This window comes from Terrabacter sp. GCM10028922 (assembly GCF_042666095.1).
In the GTDB taxonomy this organism is placed as follows: domain Bacteria; phylum Actinomycetota; class Actinomycetes; order Actinomycetales; family Dermatophilaceae; genus Terrabacter.
On the sequence record NZ_JBHTFG010000002.1, the window covers coordinates 104,788 to 128,144 of the forward strand.

Consider the following 23,357-nt stretch of genomic DNA (forward strand, 5'->3'; position numbering starts at 1 on the left):
GACGTCTGACCGTCGCCGGCCCCGCCTGGACTCCACGACAGGCACGACGGATGGCGCGACACCTCCCGCGCGGTCAGCCTGGCGACGGAGCGGACGGCATACGCCGGGTCACTCGAGCCATTCGGTGACGAAGCGCTCGTTGGCGTGGATGTGCACGGCCTCGTAGCCGTCGCGTCCGGTGCGGAAGCGGTGCGGCGTCTCGGCCGGGACGACGAGCACCTGCCCGGCCCGCCCCACGAGCTCTCGCGCCCCGTCGCCCGCGCCGACGGTGAACGTCGCCCACCCGCGCCGGATGACGAACGTCTCCGCGTACGGGTGCTGGTGCAGCCGCGGCCCGACGCCCTCCTTGGTCGTCGACTCGAGGATGATGCTGACACCGGCGCCGCCGGGCAGCTGCTCGTAGTTCTCGGTCCAGTCCTCGCCGTCCTCGCGCCCGTCGGCGCGGCTGATCAGGGTCTCCATCGCTCGTCCTCTCTCGTCGGGATGGTCGGGTCGGGCCGGGTCGCGTGAGGCTCCTGGCCCTCGCTGTCACGTCGAACGGGCACGGCCGAGTGCGACAGGGGTGTCAGCGCCGGTGGAAGCGGGACGTCCGGCAGGGCGGCCTCCGGCATGGGGGTGGGGGAGAAGCCGATCATGGCAGGCAGGGCGTAGGCACCCGGCGCCGACGCCGGCCCCCACAGCCAGGGCTCTCTCGGCCGCCAGAGCAGCCTGCCGGGCCGACGCCGGTCGCGCAGGGCGTGCATGCGCCAGAGCAGGACCGGGTGGGTGCCCGCAGCGTTGGAGATCCACACGAAGAAACCCGGCTCGGTGACGGCCCGGTCGGCCATCGCGTCGACATCGACCGACCGGCCGAGGTACTTGCCGCCGGCGAGGGTCGCCATCGCCGACCGTGCTCCGTGCGGGACCAGGGCGTGGGCGTAGTTGTCTGCGGTGTACTCCTGCGCGCGGCTCAGGGTGGAGCCGACGAGCGGGATCCACTGCGACGCGAAGGTGCCGAGGATGCGCCAGTAGCTCGTGTGGCCCGCCGCGATGTGCCCCACCTCGTGCGCGATGACGAACCGCAGCGCGTCCGGCTCACGCGCCGCGCCACCGACCTCGAGCAGGTCGCTGTGCACGACGACGAACCGACGGAAGCCGTGTCCCGAAGCGGCGGCGTTGATGACCCCGTTGCCGAGCACGACGTAGGCGTCTGGCACGTACGACATGCCGGAGCGTCCTGCGGCGTCGACGAGCATCGCGTGCGCCTCCGGGAACTGCTCGGCCGTCAGCTTGATCCCGTTGAGACGCTGGAGCGCCCAGAGCTGGCCGCGAGCGAACCACACGAGCAGCGGCGCGAAGACCAGGGCGAGGGCGTAGACGTCGGGTGCACGCTCCTGGTCGATCGCGACCGTGACCTCGTTGACCGCCGCCAGGAGCAGGAGCAGGGAGACGATGATCGCGATGACGAGGGTGAGGATCTCCCGAGGGTGCCGCACGTGGCGGCGCAGCGGCACGTGCGACCCGGGGGCCACGGGGAGGACCTGCATGGGTTGGGCTCGCATGGGCGCCATTGTGCGTCACAGCGGCGCTCGCCGAGGCGTACGGAGGGGCGAAGGACGTGAGCGGCAGACCCTCAAAGCATGGGAGACTGTGCTGGTCGCGGCGGGGCCCAGCAGGCCGGCCCGACCACAGACCAGCACCACCGACCCGTCACCCTGACTCTGCGAGGTTCGTCCCACCGTGTCGCCCATGGCCCGTACCGCGCTTGCCCCGCACGCAACGCCGCCCGAGCTGATCCGCAACTTCTGCATCATCGCGCACATCGACCACGGCAAGTCGACCCTCGCCGACCGCATGCTGCAGCTGACCGGGGTGGTCGACTCGCGCGCGATGCGCGCGCAGTACCTCGACCGGATGGACATCGAGCGCGAGCGCGGCATCACGATCAAGAGCCAAGCCGTGCGCATGCCGTGGGAGGTCGACGACACGACCTACTGCCTCAACATGATCGACACCCCGGGGCACGTCGACTTCACCTACGAGGTGTCGCGCTCGCTCGCTGCGTGCGAGGGCGCCGTGCTCCTGGTGGACGCCGCGCAGGGCATCGAGGCGCAGACCCTCGCGAACCTCTACCTCGCGATGGAGAACGACCTCACGATCATCCCGGTGCTCAACAAGATCGACCTTCCCGCCGCGCAGCCGGAGAAGTACGCCGAGGAGCTGGCCAAGCTCATCGGTGGCGATCCCGACGACTGCCTCCGGGTGTCGGGCAAGACCGGAGAAGGGGTCGAGCCGCTGCTCGACACGATCGTCGAGAAGCTGCCGCACCCGGTCGGTGACGCCGACGCGCCGGCGCGGGCGATGATCTTCGACTCGGTCTACGACACCTACCGCGGCGTGGTCACCTACGTGCGCGTCGTCGACGGCAACCTCAACCCGCGCGAGCGGATCGTCATGATGTCGACGCGTGCGACGCACGAGCTGCTCGAGATCGGCGTCATCAGCCCCGAGCCGGTGCCCTCCAAGGGCCTCGGCGTCGGCGAGGTCGGCTACCTCATCACCGGCGTCAAGGACGTCCGCCAGTCGCGCGTCGGCGACACCGTCACCAACGCGAGCAAGCCGGCCGCGAAGGACCTCGGCGGGTACCGCGACCCCAAGCCGATGGTCTTCTCCGGCCTCTATCCCATCGACGGCTCCGACTACCCCGACCTGCGCGAGGCCCTCGACAAGCTCAAGCTCAACGACGCCGCGCTCGTCTACGAGCCCGAGACGTCTGCCGCGCTCGGCTTCGGCTTCCGGTGCGGCTTCCTCGGCCTGCTCCACCTCGAGATCGTCCGCGAGCGGCTCGAGCGCGAGTTCGGGCTCGACCTCATCTCGACGCAGCCCAACGTGGTCTACGACGTGACGATGGACGACGGCAAGCAGATCCACGTCACCAACCCCAGCGAGTTCCCCGAGGGCAAGATCGCCGAGGTCAGTGAGCCGATCGTGCGAGCCACGGTCCTCGCACCGTCGGAGTTCGTCGGCGCCATCATGGAGCTGTGCCAGACGAAGCGCGGCACGCTGCGCGGCATGGACTACCTCTCCGAGGACCGCGTCGAGATGCGCTACACGCTGCCCCTCGCCGAGATCGTCTTCGACTTCTTCGACCAGCTGAAGTCGCGCACCCGCGGCTACGCCTCGCTCGACTACGAGCCCGACGGCGATCAGGTCGCCGACCTCGTCAAGGTCCAGATCCTGCTCCAGGGCGAGTCCGTCGACGCGTTCTCCGCGATCGTGCACAAGGACAAGGCGTACGCGTACGGCGTCATGATGGCGGGCAAGCTCAAGGACCTCATCCCGCGACAGCAGTTCGAAGTGCCGATCCAGGCGGCCATCGGCTCGCGCATCATCGCCCGCGAGAACATCCGGGCCATTCGCAAGGACGTCCTTGCCAAGTGCTACGGCGGCGACATCAGCCGCAAGCGCAAGCTGCTCGAGAAGCAGAAGGAGGGCAAGAAGCGCATGAAGATGGTCGGTCGGGTCGAGGTGCCGCAGGAGGCCTTCGTGGCGGCACTCTCCAGCGACGGCGACACCGGCAAGGCCAAGAAGTAACGCCGGCGCCGGCCGACGTCGTCCTCTCGTTACCGGGCGGTAACCTGTGCGCATGGTCGACACGTACGCGCTGTACCGCCGCCTCGAGCACCGCCCCTTCGGGAAGCGCGTGTTCGCCCTCGCGTTCTGCGCTGCCGCACCCTACTTCCGCTCGGTGCGTCCCCGGGTGGTCGAGGTGGCACCGAACCGCGCCGTCGTCGTCGTGCCCAAGCGGCGCCGAGTCCGCAACCACATCGGTACCGTGCACGCCATCGCCGCGTGCAACGGTCTCGAGGCTGCCATGGGCCTGCTCGCGGAGGCGAGCGTCCCTGCGACGCATCGGTGGATCCCGCGCGGCATGGACGTGCGCTACCTCGCGAAGTCGACGACGGGCCTGACCTGTACTGCGTCGACGGAGCCGGAGGCGTGGACCGACGGCCGGTCCGACGTGCCGGTCACCGTGACGGCGACCGGCGCCGACGGGGTCGTGACCGTCGAGGGGACGATCCACCTCTACGTGAGCCCGCGGAACTGACGCTCGGGAGCGAGCGGCCGGTCGACGTTCAGTCCGCGAGCAGCTTGCGGCGCAGCCGGTCGGTGTCGCCCGGGGTCCATCCCTGTGCGCCCAGCCAGCCGAGCGGACCACCGTGGCGCTCGTCCAGGGTCGCGAGCAGCCTGCGCATCGTGTCGGTGGTCGGGGACTGCTGTGCCACCGTCTTGTCCTTGAGGTTCTCGGCGTACGCCGCCTTCGCCCGGAGGCGGCCCATGATCGCCTCGACGCGCTCGGCGGATGCCGCGTAGTCCGCCACGACGAGCTCGTCGGGGACGCCGACCACCTTGAGCGCCAGGCCGACGACGGTCCCCGTGCGGTCCTTGCCGGCGGCGCAGTGGACGATGGCTGCGCCCTCGCTCCCGGCGATGGCGTGCAGGGCCGCGACGACGGAGTCCGGGCGCGTCGCGAGGTAGGACAGGTAGTGCTCGGACCAGAACTCGTCGTGGCTCGGGCGGTGCTCCTCGTCGAGCGCCTCCGCGGCCGCCGACTGTCGTCGCTCGTCGGTCTCCCAGGGTAGGGCCCGCTCGGCGGCCGGGATCCCGGACTCGCTCGTGTCCTCGCGGTAGAGCGTGTGGTGGTGGTGGTGGATGCGCTCGACCGCCCACAGCGGACCCTCGCCCTCCTTGGCCACCTCGACGTGGGTGCGGAGGTCGATGACGTCGCTGACCCCGTAGCGGCTCACGAGGGCCTCGACGGCCGCCGGCGTGAGGTCCTGCAGGTTGTCGGAGCGCAGCAGCCGGTGCGGGCGCACGATGTCACCGTCGGCCGTGACCATGCCTCCCAGGTCGCGCATGTTGACGACGCCGTCGAGCTCGATCCAGTTGGGGCGGTACACCCCTCCAACCCTAGGCGACGCCGGAAAACGACTTGTCGTGACCCGCGTACCGTCAGATATCTTGATGTCAAGAGAGCTGCCGAGCCCAGGAGCGTGCCGTGTCCGCGACGACGACGAACCCACCGCTGACCCGACGAGGGGTTCCGGTGGACCGCGACCTGCGGATCCTCGCGCTCAGCTCCTTCGCCAACCGCTTCGGCGCCGGCGCCGTGCTCACGACGAGCGCCCTCTACTTCACACGGCAGGTGGGCTTCAGCGCGACCGAGGTGGCGCTCGCCATGTCGGTCTCGGCGGTCGTCGGGATCATCGTCCAGGTCCCCGCCGGGCACCTCGGCGACACCCGCGGGCCGCGCCAGGTCCTGACCGGTTTCATGGTCGGGGCCGCGCTCTTCAGTGCCCCGCCCGTCTTCGCCCGCAGCCCGTGGGCGCTCGCCCTGCTCCTCGGCGTGCTCGCGTTCTTCGAACGTGGCGCCGGCGCCGTCAACCAGGGCGTCATCGCCCAGCTCGCCACCGGCGGTCGGGGAGTGCTCTTCAAGGCCTACCTCCGCGCCGTCACGAACACCGCGCTGGGGCTCGGCTCCGTCTTCGGCGGTGCCGCCCTCGTCATCGACGAACCCTGGGCCTACGTCAGCGTCTTCTTCCTCAACGCCGCCTTCACCGGCTTCGCCGCGTGGAACACGACCCGCCTGCCGCACATCGCCCCCCACGAACGCACGGCCGGCGAGCCCCGACTCGCGGTGATCCGCGACTGGCCCTACGTCGTCATCACCGTGATCACGGGCCTCTTCTCGCTCCACTTCTTCGTCATGGAGCTCGGCCTCGCGCTCTACATCTCGGCGCGCACGTCGGCGCCCACCGTCATGGTCGCGGTGCTGCTCATCATCAACACCGCCGCCGTCGCCCTCTTCCAGGTCCGGCTGTCGCGTCGCGCCGACTCCGTCGAGGCGGGGGCGCGTGCGCTCGTCCGAGGCGCATGGTGGATCGCGGGTGGCTTCGCCCTCGTGGCCCTGGCCGACCGCGGCAGCCCGTGGCTCGCGGTCACCGCCCTCGTCGCCGGTTCACTCGTCCACGTCGTCGGCGAGATGATCGGCTCGGGTGGCCAGTGGGGCCTGCAGATCGGCCTCGCTCCGCACGAGCGGCAGGGCCAGTACCAGGGCTTCGCCGGTCTCGGCTTCAGCGTCCTCGCCGTCGTCGCCCCGCCCGTCGTCACGTACTTCTGCGTCGACCTCGGCGAGACCGGGTGGTTGGCCCTGGCGGCCTTCATGGTCGTCATCGCACTCGGATCGGTCCCGGTCGCCCGTTGGGCTCTCGCCTCCCGGGCCCGCTACGGCGTGACGACGCATTCAGGCTGAGCGGGCGTGGACGTGGCACGTCGTCACGGCTGAGACAATGGGCGTATGCCGCCCTCCGCCCTTCCCGACGGCGACCCGGCACCCACGTCGGGCGAGATTCCCGTAGCGGCGCTCGCCGACCTTGCGTCGACGGACCTCGGCATCTACGTCCACGTCCCGTTCTGCACGGTGCGCTGCGGCTACTGCGACTTCAACACCTACACGCTGACCGAGCTCGGGGGTCCCGGGGCGAGCATCGGGATCGACACCTATGCCGATGCCGCCGGGCGCGAGCTCGATCTCGCGCAGCGGGTCCTCGGCGACGGGGCGCCGTCCGTGTCGACGGTCTTCGTCGGTGGTGGCACCCCGACGATGCTGCGGTCCCGTGACCTCGTGAGGGTGCTGGACGGCATACGCCAGCGGTTCGGCCTGGCTCCCGGTGCCGAGGTGACGACCGAGGCCAACCCCGACTCGGTGACGCCGCAGTCGCTGGGCGAGCTCGCCGAGGGTGGGTTCACCCGCGTCTCCGTCGGGATGCAGTCAGCCGTGCCGCACGTGCTGCGCACCCTCGAGCGCACCCACGACCCCGACAACGTCGCGCGCGCCGTCGCGGCGACGAGGGAGGCCGGCATGCAGGTGAGCGTCGACCTCATCTACGGCACGCCGGGGGAGACGCTCGAGGACTGGCGGCGCAGCCTCGAGGCGGCCGTGGCGCTCGAGCCCGACCACGTGTCGGCGTACGCCCTCGTCGTCGAGGAGGGCACGAAGCTCGCCGCCCAGGTCCGTCGCGGCCTCGTTCCGGCGCCGGAGGACGACGACGAGGCGGACAAGTACGAGCTCGCCGACGAGCTGCTGTCGGCGGCCGGATTCGGGTGGTACGAGGTGAGCAACTGGGCGCGGTCCGAGGACGCCCGCTGCCGGCACAACGTCGCGTACTGGTCCGGCACCAACTGGTGGGGCATCGGCCCCGGCGCACACAGCCATGTCGGCGGCGTGCGGTGGTGGAACGTCAAGCACCCCAGCGCGTATGCCGCCCGGCTGGCCGCGGGCGAGTCGCCCGCGCACGCCCGCGAGACCCTCACCGACGAGCAGCGCTACGACGAGCGTGTGCTCCTCGGCACACGCCTCGCAGACGGGCTGCCGGTCTCGGATCTGCGAGGATCGGGACGCACGGCCGTGGCCGGCCTCATCGCCGACGGGCTGCTCGACGGCCCGTCCGCGCTGCGCGACGCACGGCTCGTGCTGACCCGCCGCGGCCGGCTGCTCGCGGACACCGTGGTGCACCGTCTGCTCGCCGCCTGAGCGCAGGCAGGAGCCGCGCCGAACCGATCAGGAAGGGCCCCATGAGCCGAACCGTGTCGACGACCACCGATGACGAGGCGAGCGACAGGACAGTCGAGCCCGCGCCTGCCCCGGACGCAGCGGCACCCGCCGCAGCGACGCCTTCGGCTGTGCCCGGGCGGCCGAGCGTGGGGGAGGTCGTCGCGCTGGCACGACGTACGTTCGACGCGGGCGTCACGAAGCCCCGCGAGTGGCGCGTCGCCCAGCTGCAGGCCCTGAGGCGCCTCCTCGTCGAGCACGAGGACGAGATCGCGCAGGCACTGCACTCCGACCTCGGGAAGAGCCTCACCGAGTCCTGGGTCACCGAGACGGGGTTCGTCGTCGCCGAGATCGACCACGCGCTGCGCCACCTTCGTTCGTGGCTGGCGCCGCGTCGGGTGCGGGTGCCGCTCTCGCTCGTGCCAGGGCGGGCGAAGGTCGTGCGCGAGCCGCTCGGGGTCGTGCTCGTCATCGCGCCGTGGAACTATCCGCTCCAGCTGTGCCTCGCGCCCCTCGTCGGCGTGCTGGCCGCGGGCAACGCGGCCGTGCTCAAGCCGAGCGAGCTCGCCCCGGCGACCTCTCGGGTGCTCGCGCGTCTCGTGCCCGCCCTCCTCGACCGCGACGCCGTGCACGTCGTCGAGGGAGGCGTCCCCGAGACGACGGCATTGCTCGAAGAGAGGTTCGACCACATCTTCTACACGGGCAACGGGGCCGTCGGGCGGATCGTGCTCGAGGCGGCCGCACGCCACCTCACGCCCGTCACGCTCGAGCTCGGGGGCAAGTCGCCGACCTACGTGTCCGACGACGCAGACCTCCCTGTCGCTGCCCGCCGCATCGTCTGGGGCAAGTTCACCAACGCCGGCCAGACGTGTGTCGCGCCGGACTACGTCCTCGGCAGCCGCGCCACCCTCGAGGCTCTGAAACCCCTTCTCGTGGAAGCGATCCGGGAGACCTTCGGTGACGATCCAGCGGAGTCGCCGGACTACGGGCGCATCGTCGACGCGCGGCACTTCGAGCGCCTGACCGGCCTCATCGACCCGGTGCAGGTCGTCACGGGCGGGCGTTCGGACGCGGCGAGCCGCTACCTGGAGCCGACGGTCGTCGAGGTGCGTGACCCGGGCGACCCGGCTGCGGCGATCATGCGCGACGAGATCTTCGGGCCGGTGCTGCCGCTGGTCGAGGTCGCCGGCCTCGACGCCGCGGTCGACTTCGTCAACGGTCGTGACAAGCCGCTGGCCCTCTACGTCTTCACGGCCTCGGACGAGGTGCGCCGGCGGTTCGTGCGCGACACGTCCTCAGGAGCGCTGGGGTTCAACGTTCCGCTCGCACACCTGTCGGTGCACGGGCTGCCGTTCGGCGGCGTCGGCGCGAGTGGGATGGGGGCCTACCACGGCGAACGCTCGATCGAGCTCTTCTCGCACGCCAAGCCCGTGCTGTCCCTGCCCACCCGGCCCGACACGACGGCGGTCGTGCGGCCACCGTTCACCGACCTCAAGCGCCGGCTCATCGACCGGGTCGTGGCGCCGGGCCGTCGACGACGCCGAGCGTCGTGAAATGACAGCGGTGTCATTAGCATGAGCTGAGGCAAAAGTCGCGCAACTCACCCAGTGTGTCGCATGTGATTTCTGGGAAACCAGTAATCACGTGGCCTGATTGTCCTAGATTGCCGGGAGCATCCTCAGGCAATCACGGGAGACCTACATGCCACTGGCGCCTCGCCCCCAGGCCGGCGGCGGCACGAGCCACGCCGACAAGGCGCGGCAGCGACGCGCTGCGGCGCTGCTCGCTGCGATCGTCACGCTCCTCGTGTCGACCGTGGGGGTCGCTGCCCCGGCCCGCTCCGCCGAGTGGATCGTCCTGTGCACCGGCTACGACCCATGCCAGACGGCGGGCTACCCGCACTCGGGCTACAAGGAGAGCGCCGCGACGAGCTGGTGGCGGCAGTCGACGGGCCACAACTGCACGAACTACGTCGCCTACCGCCTCGTCAAGAACGGCCTGCCCAACACCAGGCCGTCGACCCTGTCGGGCAACGCGTACAACTGGGGGCCGGCGTTCCCGAGCCAGACCAACGACGACCCAGCGGTCGGTTCCGTCGCGTGGTGGAACACGTCGTTCTCGTCGACCGGGCACGTCGCGTACGTCGAGCGGGTCATCTCGGCCGACGAGGTCATCATCTCGGAGGACAACTGGGGCGGGGAGTTCAAGTGGCGCAGGGTGACCCGCACCGGCGGCAAGTGGCCCAACGGCTTCATCCACCTGCGTGACCAGGGCACGACCGTCATCGACACCGACGTGTACCGGCCGGTCACCCCGACCCGGCTGCTCGACACCCGCACCGGTCTCGGCGCCCCCGCCGCGAAGGTGGCGGGCGGTACGTCGATCGGCGTGCAGGTCAGTGGGCGGGCCGGCATCCCGACGGGAGGCATCGGGACTGCCCTGCTGAACGTCACGGTCGCCGCGCCCGGGGCCGACGGCTACCTGACGACCTATCCCTCCGGTGTCACCCGACCCGGCACCCGAAGCCTGTCGTACACGTCCGCGACGACCCTGAGCCAGCTCGTCCCGGCCCGACTCGGCACGGACGGCAAGGTGCGGCTCTACACGTCGGCGACGACGAACCTCGTGGCCGACGTCGTCGGGTGGTACCCGACGACCGGTCACCTCGTCCCCGTGACGCCGACCCGGGTCCTCGACACACGCACCGGCCTCGGCACGGCCAAGGTCCGCGTGCCCGCCGGGGGGACCGTCGACCTGCCCGTCGCCGGAGCCGGGATCGTCCCGAGCACCGGCGCCTCGGCGGTCGTGCTCAGCCTCTCCGCCGCAACGCCGTCCGCTGGTGGCTGGCTGACGGCATACCCGACGGGCGCAGCGCGCCCCGTGACGGCGCATCTGCGCTTCGACCCGGCCGCCTCGATGAGCGGCATGGTCGTCTCCCGACTCGGGAGCGGCGGCAAGGTGACGATCCACTCGACCGCCCAGACCGACCTGCTCGTCGATGTCGTCGGCTGGTTCAAGACGGGTGGCGACCACGTCGCCGTCGCCCCGACGCGTCTGCTCGACACCCGCACGGGCCTGGGAGCGCCGACCGGACGCGTCGCCGCCGGCGGAACCTTGGGCGTGCCGGTCCTCGGACGCGGAGGTGTGCCGACCGTGGGCGTACGCGCCGTCTCGCTCACGGTGACGCCCATCGCGCCGCTCGCCACGACGACGGTCACGACCTACACGAGCGGGACGACCCGTCCCAGCTCGCCGAACGTCACGGTCGCCTCCGGGAGTACGCGAGTCAACTCCGTCGTCGTCCCCGTCGGGGCGGACGGGACGGTGACGCTGCACACGTCCGCGGCGGCATACCTCGTCGTCGACGTGCAGGGCTACCTCAAGAAGTAGCCCACGGACACGTCCGGCTCAGGCGACGGGCTCGGTCACGAAGTCGATGAGCTCCTCGACGCTCGCGAGGAGCGTCGGCTCAAGGTCGGCGTAGCTGCGCACGGTGCCGAGGATGCGTTTCCAGGCGTTCGCGATGTCGGCCTGGCTCGCGTGCGCCCAGCCGAGCTCGGCGCAGATGCCGTGCTTCCACGACGTGCCGCGGGGGATGACGGGCCACTGCTGCCAGCCGAGCCGCTCTGGCCGCACGGACTGCCACACGTCGACGTACGGATGGCCGAGGATCTTGACGTGCTGGGCGAGGCCCGGCAGCGCGCGAGCCTGCTCGACGATGCGCGCCTCCTTCGTGCCGGGCACGAGGTGGTCGACGAGCACGCCGAGGCGGCGGCCGGGGCCCGGCTGGAACTCCGCGATGATGCCGGCGAGGTCGTCCACGCCGTCCATGAGCTCGACGACGACGCCCTCGACGCGCAGGTCGTCACCCCAGACCTTCTCGACGAGCTCGGCGTCGTGTCGGCCCTCGACATAGATGCGTGAGCCGCTCGCGACCTTCGCTCGTGCACCCTGCACGGCGACGGAGCCGCTGGCGGTACGGGACGCCGCACGGCGGGCGTCGGCGAGGGCCGCTGTCGCCGCGGCGGTGGGCGGGGTGAGGGTCACCGGTGCACCGTCGACGAGGAAGCCCGGCCCGAGCGGGAACGCCTTGGTGCGACCCCGTCGGTCCTCGAGGTGGACGACGTGCATGCCGCCCGCCTTCTCGACGCGTACGACGGCGCCGACCCAGCCGGTCTCGACCTCCTCGACGACGAGGTCGCGCTCGGCGGGGGTCGGGACCGACCGGCCGCGCTTCGGCGCGCGCCAGTCCCCGCTCAGCACGTCGGATCCGTAGCGGTCGATGGGAGGCACCACGGGAGGGTATGCCGTGTGGATGCCACTCGCGCAGCCGCCACGCGGGTGCACGCGCCCCCTCAACCGTCGAGTGGGCACTTTCACCCGCGACCCCGGGTCGAGTGGAGCGCCTCGACCCGGGCGCGTCCTGGCCGTCCCGGCATACGGTTGGATGAAATCGGAGATCGGCCGCCCACGACGTAGACTTGGCACTCGTCAACGGAGAGTGCCAGAGACGCGAGGAGGGACGCGATGAGCGAGGACCGCAGGCTGATGGTGCTGCGCGCGATCGTGCAGGACTACGTCCAGACCTCCGAGCCGGTCGGCAGCAAGGCCCTCGTCGAGCGCCACCACCTCGGGGTGAGCGCCGCGACCGTGCGCAACGACATGGCCCTGCTCGAGGAGGAGGGTCTGATCCATGCGCCGCACACGTCGGCCGGGCGCGTGCCCACCGACGCCGGCTACCGCGTCTTCGTCGACCGGCTCAGCGCCGTCAAGCCCCTCGGCCCGGGGGAGCGGCGCGCGATCAGCCAGTTCCTCGAGGGGGCGGTCGACCTCGACGACGTCGTCGACCGCACGGTCCGGCTGCTCGCGAGCCTGACCCGCCAGGTCGCGGTCGTGCAGTACCCCTCGCTGACCCGCTCGACGGTGCGGCACATCGAGCTCGTCCCGCTGGGTGCCTCGCACCTCATGGTCGTGCTCATCGTCAACACCGGCCGGGTCGAGCAGCGGGTCGTCGACATCGGCCGTTCGCTCCTCGACGCCGAGGGGGAGGCGCTCGTCTCGTCGATGCGCACCCGCATCAACGACGTCGCGGCAGGCCTGCCCTTCACCGTCGCGGCCACGCAGCTGCGTCGGCTCGTCGACGAGGCCGATGACGCCGAGCGTGCGGGGTTGACGGCCGTGATCTCCGCGCTCGGCGACGCCCTCGTCGAGGAGCGCGAGGAGCGTGTAGTCCTCGCCGGTCAGGCCAACCTGGCCCGCGCCGGCACCGACTTCCCACGCACGATCGGTCCGATCCTCGAGGCCCTCGAAGAGCACGTCACCCTGCTGCGCCTCCTCGGCCAGCTCGGCGACGATCCCGACCTCGTGTCGGTCCGCATCGGCTCGGAGAACCCCGTCACCGGCCTGCAGACGACGTCGCTCGTCTCGATGGGCTACGGCTCGGGCGCCGAGCGCGTCGCGAGCCTCGGGGTGCTGGGCCCGACCCGCATGGACTACCCCACGACCATGGCCTCGGTCCGGGCGGTCGCGCGCTACGTGTCCGAGATCCTCGACGAGAACCAGGCCACCTGACCCAGACCCGACCCGGCCAGCCCGACCGGTGCATCGTCGCGCCGGAACCGAACGCACCACGTACCAAAGGAACCCGAGCTTGAACGACTACTACGCCGTCCTCGGCGTCTCGCGCGACGCGAGCCAGGAGGACATCAAGAAGGCCTACCGTCGACTCGCCCGCAAGCTGCACCCGGACGTCAACTCCGGCGCCGAGGCCGAGGACGAGTTCAAGCGGGTGTCGCAGGCCTACGACGTGCTGTCCGACCCGCAGAAGCGTCAGTCCTTCGACATGGGCGCCGACCCGTTCGCCACCGGCGGCGCGGGCTTCGGTGCGGGCCAGGGCTTCTCGTTCAGCGACGTGATGGACGCGTTCTTCGGCGCCGGTTCTGCCGCCGGCACGCGCGGCCCGCGCCCCCGGGTCCAGCGCGGCCAGGACGCTCTCGTGCGCCTCGACCTCGACCTCTCGAAGGCCGTCTTCGGCTCGGAGGAGGAGCTGAACCTCGAGACGGCGGTCGGCTGCACCCGTTGCGGCGGCGACGGCGCCGAACCGGGCACCGGTCGTCAGACCTGCCCGATCTGCCACGGCGCCGGCGAGGTGCAGCAGATCCAGCGCAGCTTCCTCGGCCAGGTCATGACGTCGCGGCCGTGCGTCAACTGCCAGGGCTACGGGTCGACCCTCACCGACCCGTGCCACGACTGCTCCGGCGACGGCCGGGTCCGCACGCGTCGCTCGCTCAAGCTCAAGGTGCCGGCCGGCGTCGACACCGGTACACGCATCCAGCTGACCGGCGAGGGTGAGGTCGGCCCGGGCAACGGCCCCAAGGCCGACCTCTACGTAGAGATCCGCGTCGTCAACCACGAGACCTACACGCGCCGCGGCGACGACCTGCACTGCAGCATCGAGCTGCCCATGGCGGCGGCGGCGCTCGGCACGACCCTCAAGCTGGCCACGTTCGACGGCATGCAGGACCTCGAGATCAAGCCGGGCACGCAGAGCGGCGACGTGCTGACCCTGCGCGGCCTGGGCGTGACGCACCTGCGCCACGGCGGCCGCGGCGACCTGCTCGTCCACGCCACGGTCCAGACGCCGACGCGGCTGACCGACGAGCAGCAGGAGCTGCTGCGGCAGTTCGCCGCGCTGCGCGGCGAGGAGCGCCCCGAGGGTCGGTTGACGCCGGCCAACAAGGGCATCTTCGGCAAGCTGCGCGACGCCTTCAAGGAGAAGTGATCGCGCCGGTGACCCCGCGATGACCCACCAGCTGTTCCTCGGCGAGCCGTCCTCGGTCGCCGCGGCCACGGTCGGGTCACCGCTGATCCTCGAGGGCGACGAAGGCCGCCACGCAGCGGCAGTCGTACGCATCCGGCCCGGTGAACGGTGCTTCGTCGCCGACGGCGCCGGTCGGCGGGTCCTCATCGAGGCCACCGAGGTCGACCGGGCGTGGGTGCGTGGCACCGTCCTCGAGGTCGTCGACGAGCCGGAGCCGTCACCCCGGCTCGTGCTCGTCCAGGCCCTCGCGAAGGGCGACCGCGACGAGCAGGCCATCGAGGCGGCGACCGAGCTCGGCGTCGACGAGATCGTGCCGTGGCAGGCGGAGAGGTCCGTCGTTGTCTGGCGCGGCGAACGGGCCTCCAAGTCGCTCGCCAAGTGGGCGTCCGTCGTGACGCGCGCGAGCAAGCAGTCGCGCCGGGCCCGGGTGCCGGTGACCTCGCCGGCGGTCGGGCTCGCGCCGCTCGTGGCGAGGGTGGGCCAGTCGGCCCTGACGCTCGTGCTGCACGAGGACGCCACCGAGCCGCTCGCGTCGGTCGACCTGCCGGAGTCGGGCGACGTGCTCGTCGTCGTCGGTCCGGAAGGCGGCATCACCGACCGCGAGGTGGACGCGCTCACGGTTGCCGGAGCCCGCGCCGTACGGCTCGGCTCGTCGATCCTGCGCGCCTCGTCCGCCGGACCCGCTGCGCTCGCCGTGCTCAGCGCGCGCACCCGCTGGCGCTGACGGCATACGCAGGCCCGCGGCACGCGCCCGGGACAACGCTTAGGTCAGGCGGACGCGGTTCGTTCCGGCGAGATGTCGCCGGAACGAACCGCAGTCACCCGCTCCACCTCCGACCGCCACGGTCGTGGGCTGCCTCATCGTGCGGTGAAGGGGATCCTCTGCTCGAACTCGAGCGAGCCGTCCTTCGCGCTGCTCGAGAAGACGCGCAGCGTGTAGGAGCCGGCAGCGAGGTCCTTCGTCGTCGTGAACCCGTAGGTGCCCCGCTTCGGTGCGCCCATGGTGGCCGTCGTGAAGCCCTTCTCGACGGACGTGCCGTTTCGGAGGAGCTCCCACTCGACGTTGGCCTCGAAGGTGCTGGCGATGCCCTTCACGGTCAGCGGTGCGCCGGCCTTGACGACCGCGCCGCGCGCGGGCTCGTCGACCCAGATCGGCGAGAGGACGTCGTACACGGCCGCCTCGTCACCCGGGCGCTGGTGCTCGCGGCCCGAGGGCACGCCGGGCGCGACCTCACCGCCACCCTCGACCGAGAGCACGACCGGGCGGGTGCCTTGGCCCACCGCGGCCTGGGCGGTCCAGACGAGCTGCTGCAGCGCGAGCTCCGCCGACACCGGCGCGCCGCTCGGCAGGGCGCCGGAGAGGGTCACCGCGATACGGTCTGCGTCGACAGTGACGGACAGCGGACGCACGCCGGCCCACGCCGACACGTAGGACGACGACCGGGGCGCGTCGCCCATGGCGAGGGTCAGCGCGGCGAGGGCCTTGCTCTCGGGACCCGACGGCTGGGTCACCGACCCGCGGACGAACTCGCGGAAGAGCCGCACGTCGTCGCTGCCGCTCACGACAGGCCCGAGGTAGTAGACCGGCACCGACAGGTCCTTCGTCGCGGGCGGGGCGATGCTCGTGGTGGGCCCCGTCGCGGTCTGGGTCGGCACGGTCGACGGACCGGTGGACGGTGTGCCGGTCGATGTGGCGGTCGAAGGACTGGCCGACGGCGTGCCGGTGTCGGTCGAGGTCGCGGCGACGGGCGGGTTCTGCGTCGAGGGCCGGTTCACGGCCCACAGGGTGCCCGCGACGAGGACGGCTGCTGCCGCTGCCGCCGCGGGCACGAGCCAGCGCTGGCGGCGGCCCGCCATGCCACGGGAGTCGTACGCGTGGGCCTCGGTGAGGATCGCGCCGAGGCGGTCGCTCGGGGTGATGCTGCGCGCGTCGCTGTCGAGGGCGCGACGCAGTCGGTCCTCCACGGGACGCAGGCCGGCGCCGATGACCACGGGCTCCTCGTCGGGCGACTGGCCACCCGGTCGTGTCGGGTCGGTGTTCATGACAGCTCCCTGGGGTCGATGGTCTGGCGCAGGGCCGTCAGGCCTCGGTGGGCGTGGGTCTTCACGGCGCCGGGAGAGATCTCGAGGATCTGGGCGATCTGGGCCTCGGAGAGGTCCGAGTAGTAGCGCAGCACGAGGACCTCGCGCTGCCGGGCGGGCAGGCCGCGCAGGGCGTCCATGAGGGCGTCGCGCTCGGCGGAGTGGATGACCTGGGCCTCCGCGCTGCCGGCGCTGCCGCGACCGACAGCGTCGGCGGACGCCGCGTCACGCACGTTCTGCCGGTCGACGACGATGTTGTGGCGCTGCACCGAGCGGCAGCCGTTGACGACGGAGGTCTGCAGGTAGCCGACGACGCGGCCCCCCTCCCGGATGGAGCCCCAGTTGCGGTGCGTGGCGACGAACGCGTCCTGGACGACGTCCTCCGCGGCGAGCTGGTCACGCAGCAGCAGCCATGCGAGCCGCACGAGACGGTGCCAGTGCGCGGCGTAGAGCTCGGTGATGCCGACGTCGGGGTCGGTCGGCAGGTCGCCACCGAACCAGCCGCGGGAAGTCCCCGCCTGTCCCGACGCAGCGCGGCGCGCGGACCCGGAGGCTCCTGGGTCACTGAGCTGGCCGGCCGGCATACTCAACGTTCTCACGGACAACAGACGCGCACGTGGACCCGAAGGTTGACGCATCCGCGCCGAAATGTCGCGAACGCGACGCCCGAGGGCCACGACACTCGCGACAGGAGTGCCGTGGCCCTCGGGCCGACGGTGACGACGCAGGTCAGGCGGCCGCCTTGGCGAGCACCTCCACCTCGCTGACCGTCATGTAGCTGTCGGCCGTCATGACGACCCTGACGGCGCTCGCGCGCACCGGGGTCACGGGCACCGACACCACGGGTGCCGCCGGGCCGGTCGCATCGACCGTGACGACTCCGGAGACGGTTTGCCACCCACCGTCGACCAGGGCCTCGACCTGGAGGGTCTTGGCGTAGCTGACGTTGCCACCGTCCTGGTAGAAGCGCGTCACCACACGCGTCACGTCACCCGGCGTCGGGAGGGTCACCGTGATGGTGTCTCCGGGACGCTGCGTCCCGGAGCGCCAGTTCGACCACGCCTTGTCGGTCACGTCGCCGTTGACGACGCCCTGCGGCGAGTAGCCGGGCTCGGTGTAGGTCGCGGTCGCGACCGTGCCGGGCGCCAGAGCCACGTTGGCCTCGACGGGCTCGGTGACCGTGACGACGAGGGTCGCGGGGATCGTGGACCCATCGGGGATGGTCGCGACTCCCGGCACGGTCACGTCGCCCACGTGGTCGTAGGTGACCCCGGTGGTGTCCCAGGCGACGGGAAGGTTCACCTGCACGGCGTACCGGTCGGACACCGCGGTGACCGTCGACGGCAGGGCGGGGATGCCGCCCACGTAGGTCTTGGTCGCGGCCGGCTGCGTCCGCGTGACCGTGTCGACGGTCACGACGGCGCGAGCGGCGTACTCCCGCCCCGTCGCCGGGTCGGTCGCCGTGCCGAAGACGAACACCGTGCCCGTCCGCTCCCACAGCACGGACGGCACCGAGCGCCACTGGACCGGGATGGCCGCCCCGCCACCGCCGGTGCGCGAGGGCGTCACCGTGGCGGGCAGTGTCGGAGCGACGCCGGGAACGGTGAACAGCTTGAGGTCGGCGACCCCGGTGACCGTCTCGTCGACGAGGCGCCACCGCTGGTTGTTGTTCGCGTTGGGCTGCCAGGTGCCGACGCCGGACCCGTCGGCCGTGGCCTCGCCACCGACCTCGACGTTCGCGGGTCCGGTCGCGCTGGCGATCGTGTACGTGCCGTCGCCGGTCGTGGACAGGTACCACTGGGCGGCCGTGTCAGGGGCCGTCTGCGCCGCTTCGAGCACAAGACCTCCCGGCCGCAGCGCGACCTGACGCCCGTCGAGAGCCCGGATCTGGTAGCGCTCGCGGTTGGTCACACCGTCGGTGACCCGGGTCGCGGTCCACAGCTGGTCGCCGGTCGTGGCGTCGGTCGTGCGGATCGCCAGACCGTTCTCCTCGGCGTCGAGCGACTTGCCGCTCTGCACGCCGACGAACCGGTAGAGGTGCCCGTCCTGGACAGCGGACGCGTCCTTGGCCACCCCCCGCACGTCGGACACGACGAGAGTCGTCACGGAGTGCGCGGGCACCCGCACCGTGGCCGCCGTGCCGCTGACCCGCACGGGAGCCTTCTCCTGCAGCGCCCCCGACGCGTCGGTCACGAACGCCGTCACCGTGGCCGCCGGTCCGACCGTGCCGAACTTCGACAGGTCGACCTGCACGTCACGCGCACCCGACGTCTTGTTCGTGTGGACGAGCGTGGCGGTGCGGGCATCGGGACGGATGGCGCCGACCGTGCTGGTGTCGTTGACCTTGACGACGTGGTCGCCTGGGCGGATGAAGTGGGTGAAGTTGCGGGCGGTGTTGAACTTCTGGTTGGTGTGGATGGCGCACGTGTCGAGCGTGTCCTCGGCGGTGCAGTCGAACGGGAGCTGGATCTCGCCCCAGTTGCCACCACGGCTGCCCTCGCCACCCGGTGCCATGTTGTTGTAGTCCTCGACCGGCTGCCAGAAGACCCAGGCGGACGGCTCCAGCTCCCGCAGGTCGTCGGTGATCTGCTGGGCGAGGCCGAGCCCGGGCGTCATGTCGGCGAAGTCCTGCCCGTTGCCCCAGTCGCCCTCGACCTCGGACATCCACAGGGGCTTGGCGTCGGACTTGGACAGGTCACGGACGGCGGTGCGCTGCCCGGTGCCGTAGGTGTGGACGTTCATCCGGCTGACGGCCGCCTTCACCTCCGCCGGGTACGACATCCAGTTGCGCACGAACGTGCCCGGGTTGGTCTCGTCCATCGCGGAGATCGTGGCCGTCGTCGACGATGCGGCGATCACGGGGGCCAGCGCCTTGATGACCTGCTGCTGGAGCTCCGGCCCGATGTGGGCGCCCTCCTGCCGTCCGCCGGTCGGCTGGCCGTCCGCGCCGAGCTGGGTGCCCCAGTAGCTCGTGTTCGGCTCGTTGAACGGGTCGATGGTGTCGACGGTGATGCCGTGCGCCGTCTCGAGGTGCTCGGTGACGCGCACGAGGTAGGCCGCGAAGTCACCGATGCTGCTCTGCTTGAGCTGGTCCTTCGAGGCGTCGAAGTTGCCGGAGACATAGCCGCTCTCGGTCATGAACCACGGCGGCGAGTTGCTGAACGTCTCCCACTTCGTGATCCCGCCCTTGATGCGGTCGATCCACCAGCGCTGGGTCTGGTCGGCGTCCCAGTTCCAGTCGGCCGGGTCATCGGCAGACCACCAGTCCACGTCGGTGCGGGTCGTGCCGGCCGGGGCCTTCCACCAGCCCTGCACGGCACCGCCGGGGCGCAGGTAGTCCTTGACGTCCGGGGCGTTGCCGCCGCCGATGTTGTAGCGGGCGATGTTGAGTGCCAGGCCGTCCTTGCCGAAGACGAGGTCCGCCAGCTTCTCGCGGACGGCCGGGGGATAGCTGCCCGTGGCGTTGGCGAACCACACGAGGCTCGTCCCCCAGCCCTCGAAGGCGGCCTGCTGGTACGAGGGGTCCGGCGTGACGCGGACCGACGGGACGACGGGCGCATCCGCCGCGGCGGGGGAGGAGGCCGGGGAGGAGTCCGAGAGCGCGGGAGCGGCGGCGGCGCCCGTCCCGATGAGGAGGGATCCGACGGCGACCGTGACGCTGGTCAGCGCGCCGGTGACGGCGCGGGTGGGACGGGGTCTCATGGTGGTGCCTTCCTGGAACGGCGTCGATGGCGGTCCGGGATGTTGCGCCAACATCGTCCTGGGTGAAGGGGTATGTTTGCGTAAACATCGGCCGCCGTCACCGTCCCAGCCGGGCGCGGTGGGTGTCAAGGGACTGTCTCGCCGTGGGTGGCACGATGTGAACGGTTCCGCCGCAGGTGCGTGGTGTTTCCGAGGTGGTTCACGAACGGGAGGAGGGTGCATGGCGGAGCGACGAGCGGTGTCGATGGCGGACGTGGCCCGACTCGCGAACGTCTCCGCGCAGACCGTCTCGCGTGTGTCCAACGGGGAGACGAGCGTCGTCGAGAGCACGCGCCAGACCGTGCTGCGCGCGATGGAGGAGCTCGGCTACCGACCCAACAGCGCGGCGCGCGCCCTCAAGCGCGGCGAGTTCCGCGCCATCGGTGTCATGACCTTCACCCTGTCCACGACGGGCAACGTGCGCACCCTCGAGGGGATCGTGGCGGCCGCGGCCGTGCACGACTACGCCGTGACCCTGATCCCGGTCAACGCGCCGTCGCAGGACGCCGTCCGCGGAGCCTTCACCCGGGCGGGCGAGCTCGCCGTCGACGCCGTCGTCGCCATCATGGAGACGCACCTGGCCAGCGACGCCCCGGCGCCGTACCCACCCGGCTTCAAGGTGGTCGTCGCCGACTCCGACGACGCCGGTGACCGGCACCCCGTCGTCGACACCGACCAGGCCGCGGGGGCGGCCTCCGCCACGGCGCATCTGCTCGACCTCGGGCACCGCACCGTCTGGCACGTGGCCGGTCCCGAGAGCTCGTATGCCGCCGCGCGCCGTCGCGACGCGTGGCGCGGCGAGCTCGTGGCGCGCGGCCTCGACGTGCCTCGCGTGCACCACGGTGACTGGACCCCCCAGTCCGGCTACGAGATCGGGCTGCGGCTCGCCGACGAACCGACGTGCACGGCGGTCTTCGCGGCCAACGACCAGATGGCGCTCGGGGTGCTGCGGGCGTTCCACGAGCGTGGGATGCGGGTCCCCGAGCAGGTGAGCGTGGTCGGCTTCGACGACGTGCCGGAGGCGGCGTCGTTCATCCCTCCGCTGACGACGGTGCGCCAGGACTTCGAGCAGATCGGCCGTCTCTGCGTCGAGCGGGTGCTCGGCCAGGTGCGCGGCACCGGGCCGACGTCGGGCACGACGCTCGTGCCGACGCGGCTGGTCGTGCGCTCGAGCACCGCCGCGCCGGGCCACACGGGTGCGCGCTGACGGCGACGTGCCTAGGGTGCAGTCATGACCTCGCAGACCCCTGGTGACTGCCTCTTCTGCAAGATCGCGGCCGGCGACATCCCGTCCGACCGGGTCGCCGAGAGCGAGCGGTCGATCGCCTTCCGCGACATCAGGCCGGCGGCCCCGGTGCACGTGCTCGTCGTGCCCCGGCGCCACGAGCCGACGGTGGGGGCGCTCGCGACAGCCTCCGACGAGGACCTCGCGGACGTGTTCCGGCTCGCGGCGCAGGTGGCCGACCAGGAGGGGGTCGCTGACGCGTACCGGATGGTCGTCAACACGGGCAGCGAGGCCGGGCAGACGATCTTCCACGCGCACGTGCACGTGCTCGCCGGCACCGCGTTCACCGAGAGGAAGATGGTGTGAGCGTCGAGCCCTCTCCTGAAGCGGACGAGAAGAGCCCCGCGACACCGGCGCCCGCCGACGAAGAGCCGAAACCCGCTGAGGGCGAAGCGAAACCGGCCGAGCCGGTCGACGACCTCGTCACGACCCATCACACGATCAAGGTCGGTCGCCGGCGCCTGCGCTACACGGCGACCGCCGGCCGCGTCGTCCTGCGCGAGGAGGACCACAAGGACGGGACGTTCCGGGGGCACAAGGCGCGCGCCGAGCTGTCGATGACGAGCTACGTCCTCGACGACGCCGACGTGCGCACACGCCCGGTCACCTTCGCCTTCAACGGCGGGCCCGGCAGCTCGAGCGTGTGGCTGCACCTCGGCCTGCTGGGCCCGCGCCGGGTCGTCAGCGGCGATGTCGGCGCGCTCGAGCCGCCGCCGTACGACCTCGTCGACAACTCCGAGTCGCTGCTCGCGGTGAGCGACCTCGTGTTCATCGACCCGATGTCGACCGGTTACTCGCGCGCCGTCGAGGGCGGCAAGCCGGGGGAGTACCACGGCTACCAGAAGGACGTCGAGTCCGTCGCCGAGCTCATCCGGCTCTGGACCTCGCGCAACGGACGGTGGATGTCGCCGAAGTTCGTCGCCGGCGAGTCCTACGGCACCCTGCGCGGCGCCGCCCTCGCGGAGCACCTCCAGGCGCGCTACGGCATGTACCTCAACGGTCTCATCCTCATCTCGAGCGTGCTCGACCTCAGCTCGATCGACTTCGACAACCAGCGCAACGACCGCGCCCACGCGCTCTACCTGCCGACCTACGCCGCCGTGGCCAACTACCACGGCAAGCACGGACGCCGGTCGCTGCGCGCCGTCCTCGACGAGGCGGAGGCGTATGCCGCCCGTGACTACCCGTGGGTGCTGTCCCGCGGCTCCCGGCTGAGCCGGGCCGAGCGCGCCGACGCGGTCTCGACGCTGGCCCGGCTCTCGGGCCTGACCGAGGACTACGTGGACCGCGCCGACCTGCGCATCGAGCACTGGCGGTACTTCACGGAGCTGCTCCGCGACGAGCGGCTCTCGGTGGGGCGGCTCGACGCACGCTTCACGGGTCCTGCGGCCGCGGCGATCGCCGAGAACATGGATGCCGACCCGTCGCACGACGCCATCACCGGGCCCTACGCAGCGGCCTGGAACCACTACGTCCGCGACGAGCTCGGCTACGGCAGCGACCTGCACTACGAGCAGATCTCTCGGCTCGTGCACCCTTGGTCGTTCAAGGACTTCGAGGGGCGACCGGTCGACGTGTCACCCAAGCTCGAGCGCGCGATGCGCCAGAACCCGCATCTCAGGGTGCACATCGCGTACGGGTACTACGACGGGGCGACGCCGCACTTCGCGGCCGAGGACGTCGTCGCCCACCTGCAGATTCCCGAGGACCTGCTGGGCAACATCGAGCACGCCTACTACGAGGCGGGCCACATGATGTACGTCCACGAGCCGTCGCGCATCCAGCAGAGCGCAGACCTTGCCCAATTCGTGGTGAGGAGCTCCGGCCGCGCCACGTAG

Annotated in this window: 19 protein-coding genes; 12 read left to right on the top strand and 7 right to left on the bottom strand. The window is 71.5% G+C overall.

The window, feature by feature from the left end; all coding sequences use genetic code 11:
* Window positions 1-108 precede the first annotated feature (108 nt).
* Both ACFQU3_RS01885 and ACFQU3_RS01890 read right to left on the bottom strand, forming a co-directional pair.
* Window positions 109-462 (bottom strand): cupin domain-containing protein, encoded by a 354-nt coding sequence (locus ACFQU3_RS01885; RefSeq protein ID WP_385905657.1) that lies wholly within the window; start codon window positions 460-462, stop codon window positions 109-111.
* Window positions 450-1,541, bottom strand: a complete 1,092-nt coding sequence (locus ACFQU3_RS01890) for a M48 family metallopeptidase (protein WP_385905660.1) — start codon at window positions 1,539-1,541, stop codon at window positions 450-452. The genes ACFQU3_RS01885 and ACFQU3_RS01890 overlap by 13 nt, the downstream gene beginning before the upstream one ends.
* A 187-nt stretch (window positions 1,542-1,728) precedes the next feature.
* Here ACFQU3_RS01890 and lepA point away from each other — a divergent pair, with 187 nt between their 5' ends.
* Window positions 1,729-3,573: a translation elongation factor 4 gene (gene lepA / locus ACFQU3_RS01895; RefSeq protein ID WP_385905662.1), complete on the top strand. Its 1,845-nt coding sequence runs from the start codon at window positions 1,729-1,731 to the stop codon at window positions 3,571-3,573.
* 52 nt (window positions 3,574-3,625) lie between these two features.
* A complete protein-coding gene (locus ACFQU3_RS01900; protein ID WP_385905665.1) occupies window positions 3,626-4,087 on the top strand; it encodes a hotdog fold domain-containing protein in 462 nt (153 codons plus the stop codon).
* Between the two features lie 28 nt (window positions 4,088-4,115).
* On the opposite strand, the gene ACFQU3_RS01905 is transcribed toward ACFQU3_RS01900, so the two are convergent.
* Complete coding sequence (locus ACFQU3_RS01905; protein ID WP_385905668.1) at window positions 4,116-4,940, bottom strand: tyrosine-protein phosphatase; 825 nt, start codon at window positions 4,938-4,940, stop codon at window positions 4,116-4,118.
* 98 nt (window positions 4,941-5,038) lie between these two features.
* Between ACFQU3_RS01905 and ACFQU3_RS01910 the strand changes: the two genes are divergently transcribed.
* The 4 genes from ACFQU3_RS01910 to ACFQU3_RS01925 all read left to right on the top strand — a co-directional run bounded on the left by ACFQU3_RS01910 (window position 5,039) and on the right by ACFQU3_RS01925 (window position 10,981).
* Window positions 5,039-6,292, top strand: coding sequence for an MFS transporter (locus tag ACFQU3_RS01910; RefSeq protein WP_385905671.1), 1,254 nt, complete (start codon window positions 5,039-5,041; stop codon window positions 6,290-6,292).
* 45 nt (window positions 6,293-6,337) lie between these two features.
* On the top strand, window positions 6,338-7,573 hold the full coding sequence (hemW, locus tag ACFQU3_RS01915) for a radical SAM family heme chaperone HemW (protein ID WP_385905674.1): 1,236 nt from the start codon (window positions 6,338-6,340) through the stop codon (window positions 7,571-7,573).
* A 41-nt stretch (window positions 7,574-7,614) separates the two neighbouring features.
* Window positions 7,615-9,144, top strand: coding sequence for an aldehyde dehydrogenase family protein (locus ACFQU3_RS01920; RefSeq protein WP_385905677.1), 1,530 nt, complete (start codon window positions 7,615-7,617; stop codon window positions 9,142-9,144).
* Between the two features lie 148 nt (window positions 9,145-9,292).
* Complete coding sequence (locus ACFQU3_RS01925; protein WP_385905680.1) at window positions 9,293-10,981, top strand: CHAP domain-containing protein; 1,689 nt, start codon at window positions 9,293-9,295, stop codon at window positions 10,979-10,981.
* 18 nt (window positions 10,982-10,999) lie between these two features.
* Here the strand turns inward: ACFQU3_RS01925 and ACFQU3_RS01930 are convergent, their stop codons facing one another.
* Complete coding sequence (locus ACFQU3_RS01930; RefSeq protein WP_385905683.1) at window positions 11,000-11,884, bottom strand: DUF3097 domain-containing protein; 885 nt, start codon at window positions 11,882-11,884, stop codon at window positions 11,000-11,002.
* 234 nt (window positions 11,885-12,118) lie between these two features.
* On the opposite strand from ACFQU3_RS01930, the gene hrcA reads away from it, so the two are divergent.
* The 3 genes from hrcA to ACFQU3_RS01945 all read left to right on the top strand — a co-directional run bounded on the left by hrcA (window position 12,119) and on the right by ACFQU3_RS01945 (window position 15,135).
* Complete coding sequence (gene hrcA, locus ACFQU3_RS01935; RefSeq protein WP_385905686.1) at window positions 12,119-13,162, top strand: heat-inducible transcriptional repressor HrcA; 1,044 nt, start codon at window positions 12,119-12,121, stop codon at window positions 13,160-13,162.
* Between the two features lie 79 nt (window positions 13,163-13,241).
* Window positions 13,242-14,372: a molecular chaperone DnaJ gene (gene dnaJ, locus ACFQU3_RS01940; RefSeq protein ID WP_385905689.1), complete on the top strand. Its 1,131-nt coding sequence runs from the start codon at window positions 13,242-13,244 to the stop codon at window positions 14,370-14,372.
* A 19-nt stretch (window positions 14,373-14,391) separates the two neighbouring features.
* Entirely contained in the window at window positions 14,392-15,135 is a 744-nt protein-coding gene (locus ACFQU3_RS01945; RefSeq protein WP_385905692.1) for a 16S rRNA (uracil(1498)-N(3))-methyltransferase, read from the top strand.
* Window positions 15,136-15,269: 134 nt separating this feature from the next.
* On the opposite strand, the gene ACFQU3_RS01950 is transcribed toward ACFQU3_RS01945, so the two are convergent.
* The 3 genes from ACFQU3_RS01950 to ACFQU3_RS01960 form a co-directional block, all read right to left on the bottom strand.
* Window positions 15,270-16,454: a Gmad2 immunoglobulin-like domain-containing protein gene (locus tag ACFQU3_RS01950; protein ID WP_385905695.1), complete on the bottom strand. Its 1,185-nt coding sequence runs from the start codon at window positions 16,452-16,454 to the stop codon at window positions 15,270-15,272.
* The gene (locus tag ACFQU3_RS01955) at window positions 16,451-17,092 is read right to left on the bottom strand and encodes an RNA polymerase sigma factor (RefSeq protein WP_385905698.1); all 642 of its coding nucleotides are present in this window, start codon (window positions 17,090-17,092) and stop codon (window positions 16,451-16,453) included. The genes ACFQU3_RS01950 and ACFQU3_RS01955 overlap by 4 nt, the downstream gene beginning before the upstream one ends.
* Before the next feature lie 130 nt (window positions 17,093-17,222).
* A complete protein-coding gene (locus ACFQU3_RS01960; RefSeq protein WP_385905701.1) occupies window positions 17,223-20,195 on the bottom strand; it encodes a glycoside hydrolase in 2,973 nt (990 codons plus the stop codon).
* Window positions 20,196-20,415: 220 nt separating this feature from the next.
* Between ACFQU3_RS01960 and ACFQU3_RS01965 the strand changes: the two genes are divergently transcribed.
* Genes ACFQU3_RS01965 through ACFQU3_RS01975 form a run of 3 tightly spaced genes read left to right on the top strand, consistent with a single transcriptional unit; the run spans window position 20,416 to window position 23,357 of the window.
* Complete coding sequence (locus tag ACFQU3_RS01965) at window positions 20,416-21,441, top strand: LacI family DNA-binding transcriptional regulator (RefSeq protein ID WP_385905704.1); 1,026 nt, start codon at window positions 20,416-20,418, stop codon at window positions 21,439-21,441.
* 24 nt (window positions 21,442-21,465) lie between these two features.
* Window positions 21,466-21,825 carry a histidine triad nucleotide-binding protein gene (locus ACFQU3_RS01970; protein ID WP_385905707.1) on the top strand — a complete coding sequence of 120 codons (360 nt, stop codon included), beginning with the start codon at window positions 21,466-21,468 and terminating at the stop codon, window positions 21,823-21,825.
* Entirely contained in the window at window positions 21,822-23,357 is a 1,536-nt protein-coding gene (locus tag ACFQU3_RS01975) for a S10 family peptidase (protein WP_385905709.1), read from the top strand. The genes ACFQU3_RS01970 and ACFQU3_RS01975 overlap by 4 nt, the downstream gene beginning before the upstream one ends.

What these genes read in the sequence shown, in the direction of transcription:
- ACFQU3_RS01885 (WP_385905657.1), bottom strand. Translation starts at nt 462, where the DNA reads ATGGAGACCCTGATCAGCCGCGCCGACGGGCGCGAGGACGGCGAGGAC.
- ACFQU3_RS01890 (WP_385905660.1), bottom strand. Translation starts at nt 1,541, where the DNA reads ATGCGAGCCCAACCCATGCAGGTCCTCCCCGTGGCCCCCGGGTCGCAC.
- lepA (WP_385905662.1), top strand. Translation starts at nt 1,729, where the DNA reads ATGGCCCGTACCGCGCTTGCCCCGCACGCAACGCCGCCCGAGCTGATC.
- ACFQU3_RS01900 (WP_385905665.1), top strand. Translation starts at nt 3,626, where the DNA reads ATGGTCGACACGTACGCGCTGTACCGCCGCCTCGAGCACCGCCCCTTC.
- hemW (WP_385905674.1), top strand. Translation starts at nt 6,338, where the DNA reads ATGCCGCCCTCCGCCCTTCCCGACGGCGACCCGGCACCCACGTCGGGC.
- ACFQU3_RS01920 (WP_385905677.1), top strand. Translation starts at nt 7,615, where the DNA reads ATGAGCCGAACCGTGTCGACGACCACCGATGACGAGGCGAGCGACAGG.
- ACFQU3_RS01925 (WP_385905680.1), top strand. Translation starts at nt 9,293, where the DNA reads ATGCCACTGGCGCCTCGCCCCCAGGCCGGCGGCGGCACGAGCCACGCC.
- hrcA (WP_385905686.1), top strand. Translation starts at nt 12,119, where the DNA reads ATGAGCGAGGACCGCAGGCTGATGGTGCTGCGCGCGATCGTGCAGGAC.
- ACFQU3_RS01945 (WP_385905692.1), top strand. Translation starts at nt 14,392, where the DNA reads ATGACCCACCAGCTGTTCCTCGGCGAGCCGTCCTCGGTCGCCGCGGCC.
- ACFQU3_RS01950 (WP_385905695.1), bottom strand. Translation starts at nt 16,454, where the DNA reads ATGAACACCGACCCGACACGACCGGGTGGCCAGTCGCCCGACGAGGAG.
- ACFQU3_RS01960 (WP_385905701.1), bottom strand. Translation starts at nt 20,195, where the DNA reads ATGAGACCCCGTCCCACCCGCGCCGTCACCGGCGCGCTGACCAGCGTC.
- ACFQU3_RS01965 (WP_385905704.1), top strand. Translation starts at nt 20,416, where the DNA reads ATGGCGGAGCGACGAGCGGTGTCGATGGCGGACGTGGCCCGACTCGCG.
- ACFQU3_RS01970 (WP_385905707.1), top strand. Translation starts at nt 21,466, where the DNA reads ATGACCTCGCAGACCCCTGGTGACTGCCTCTTCTGCAAGATCGCGGCC.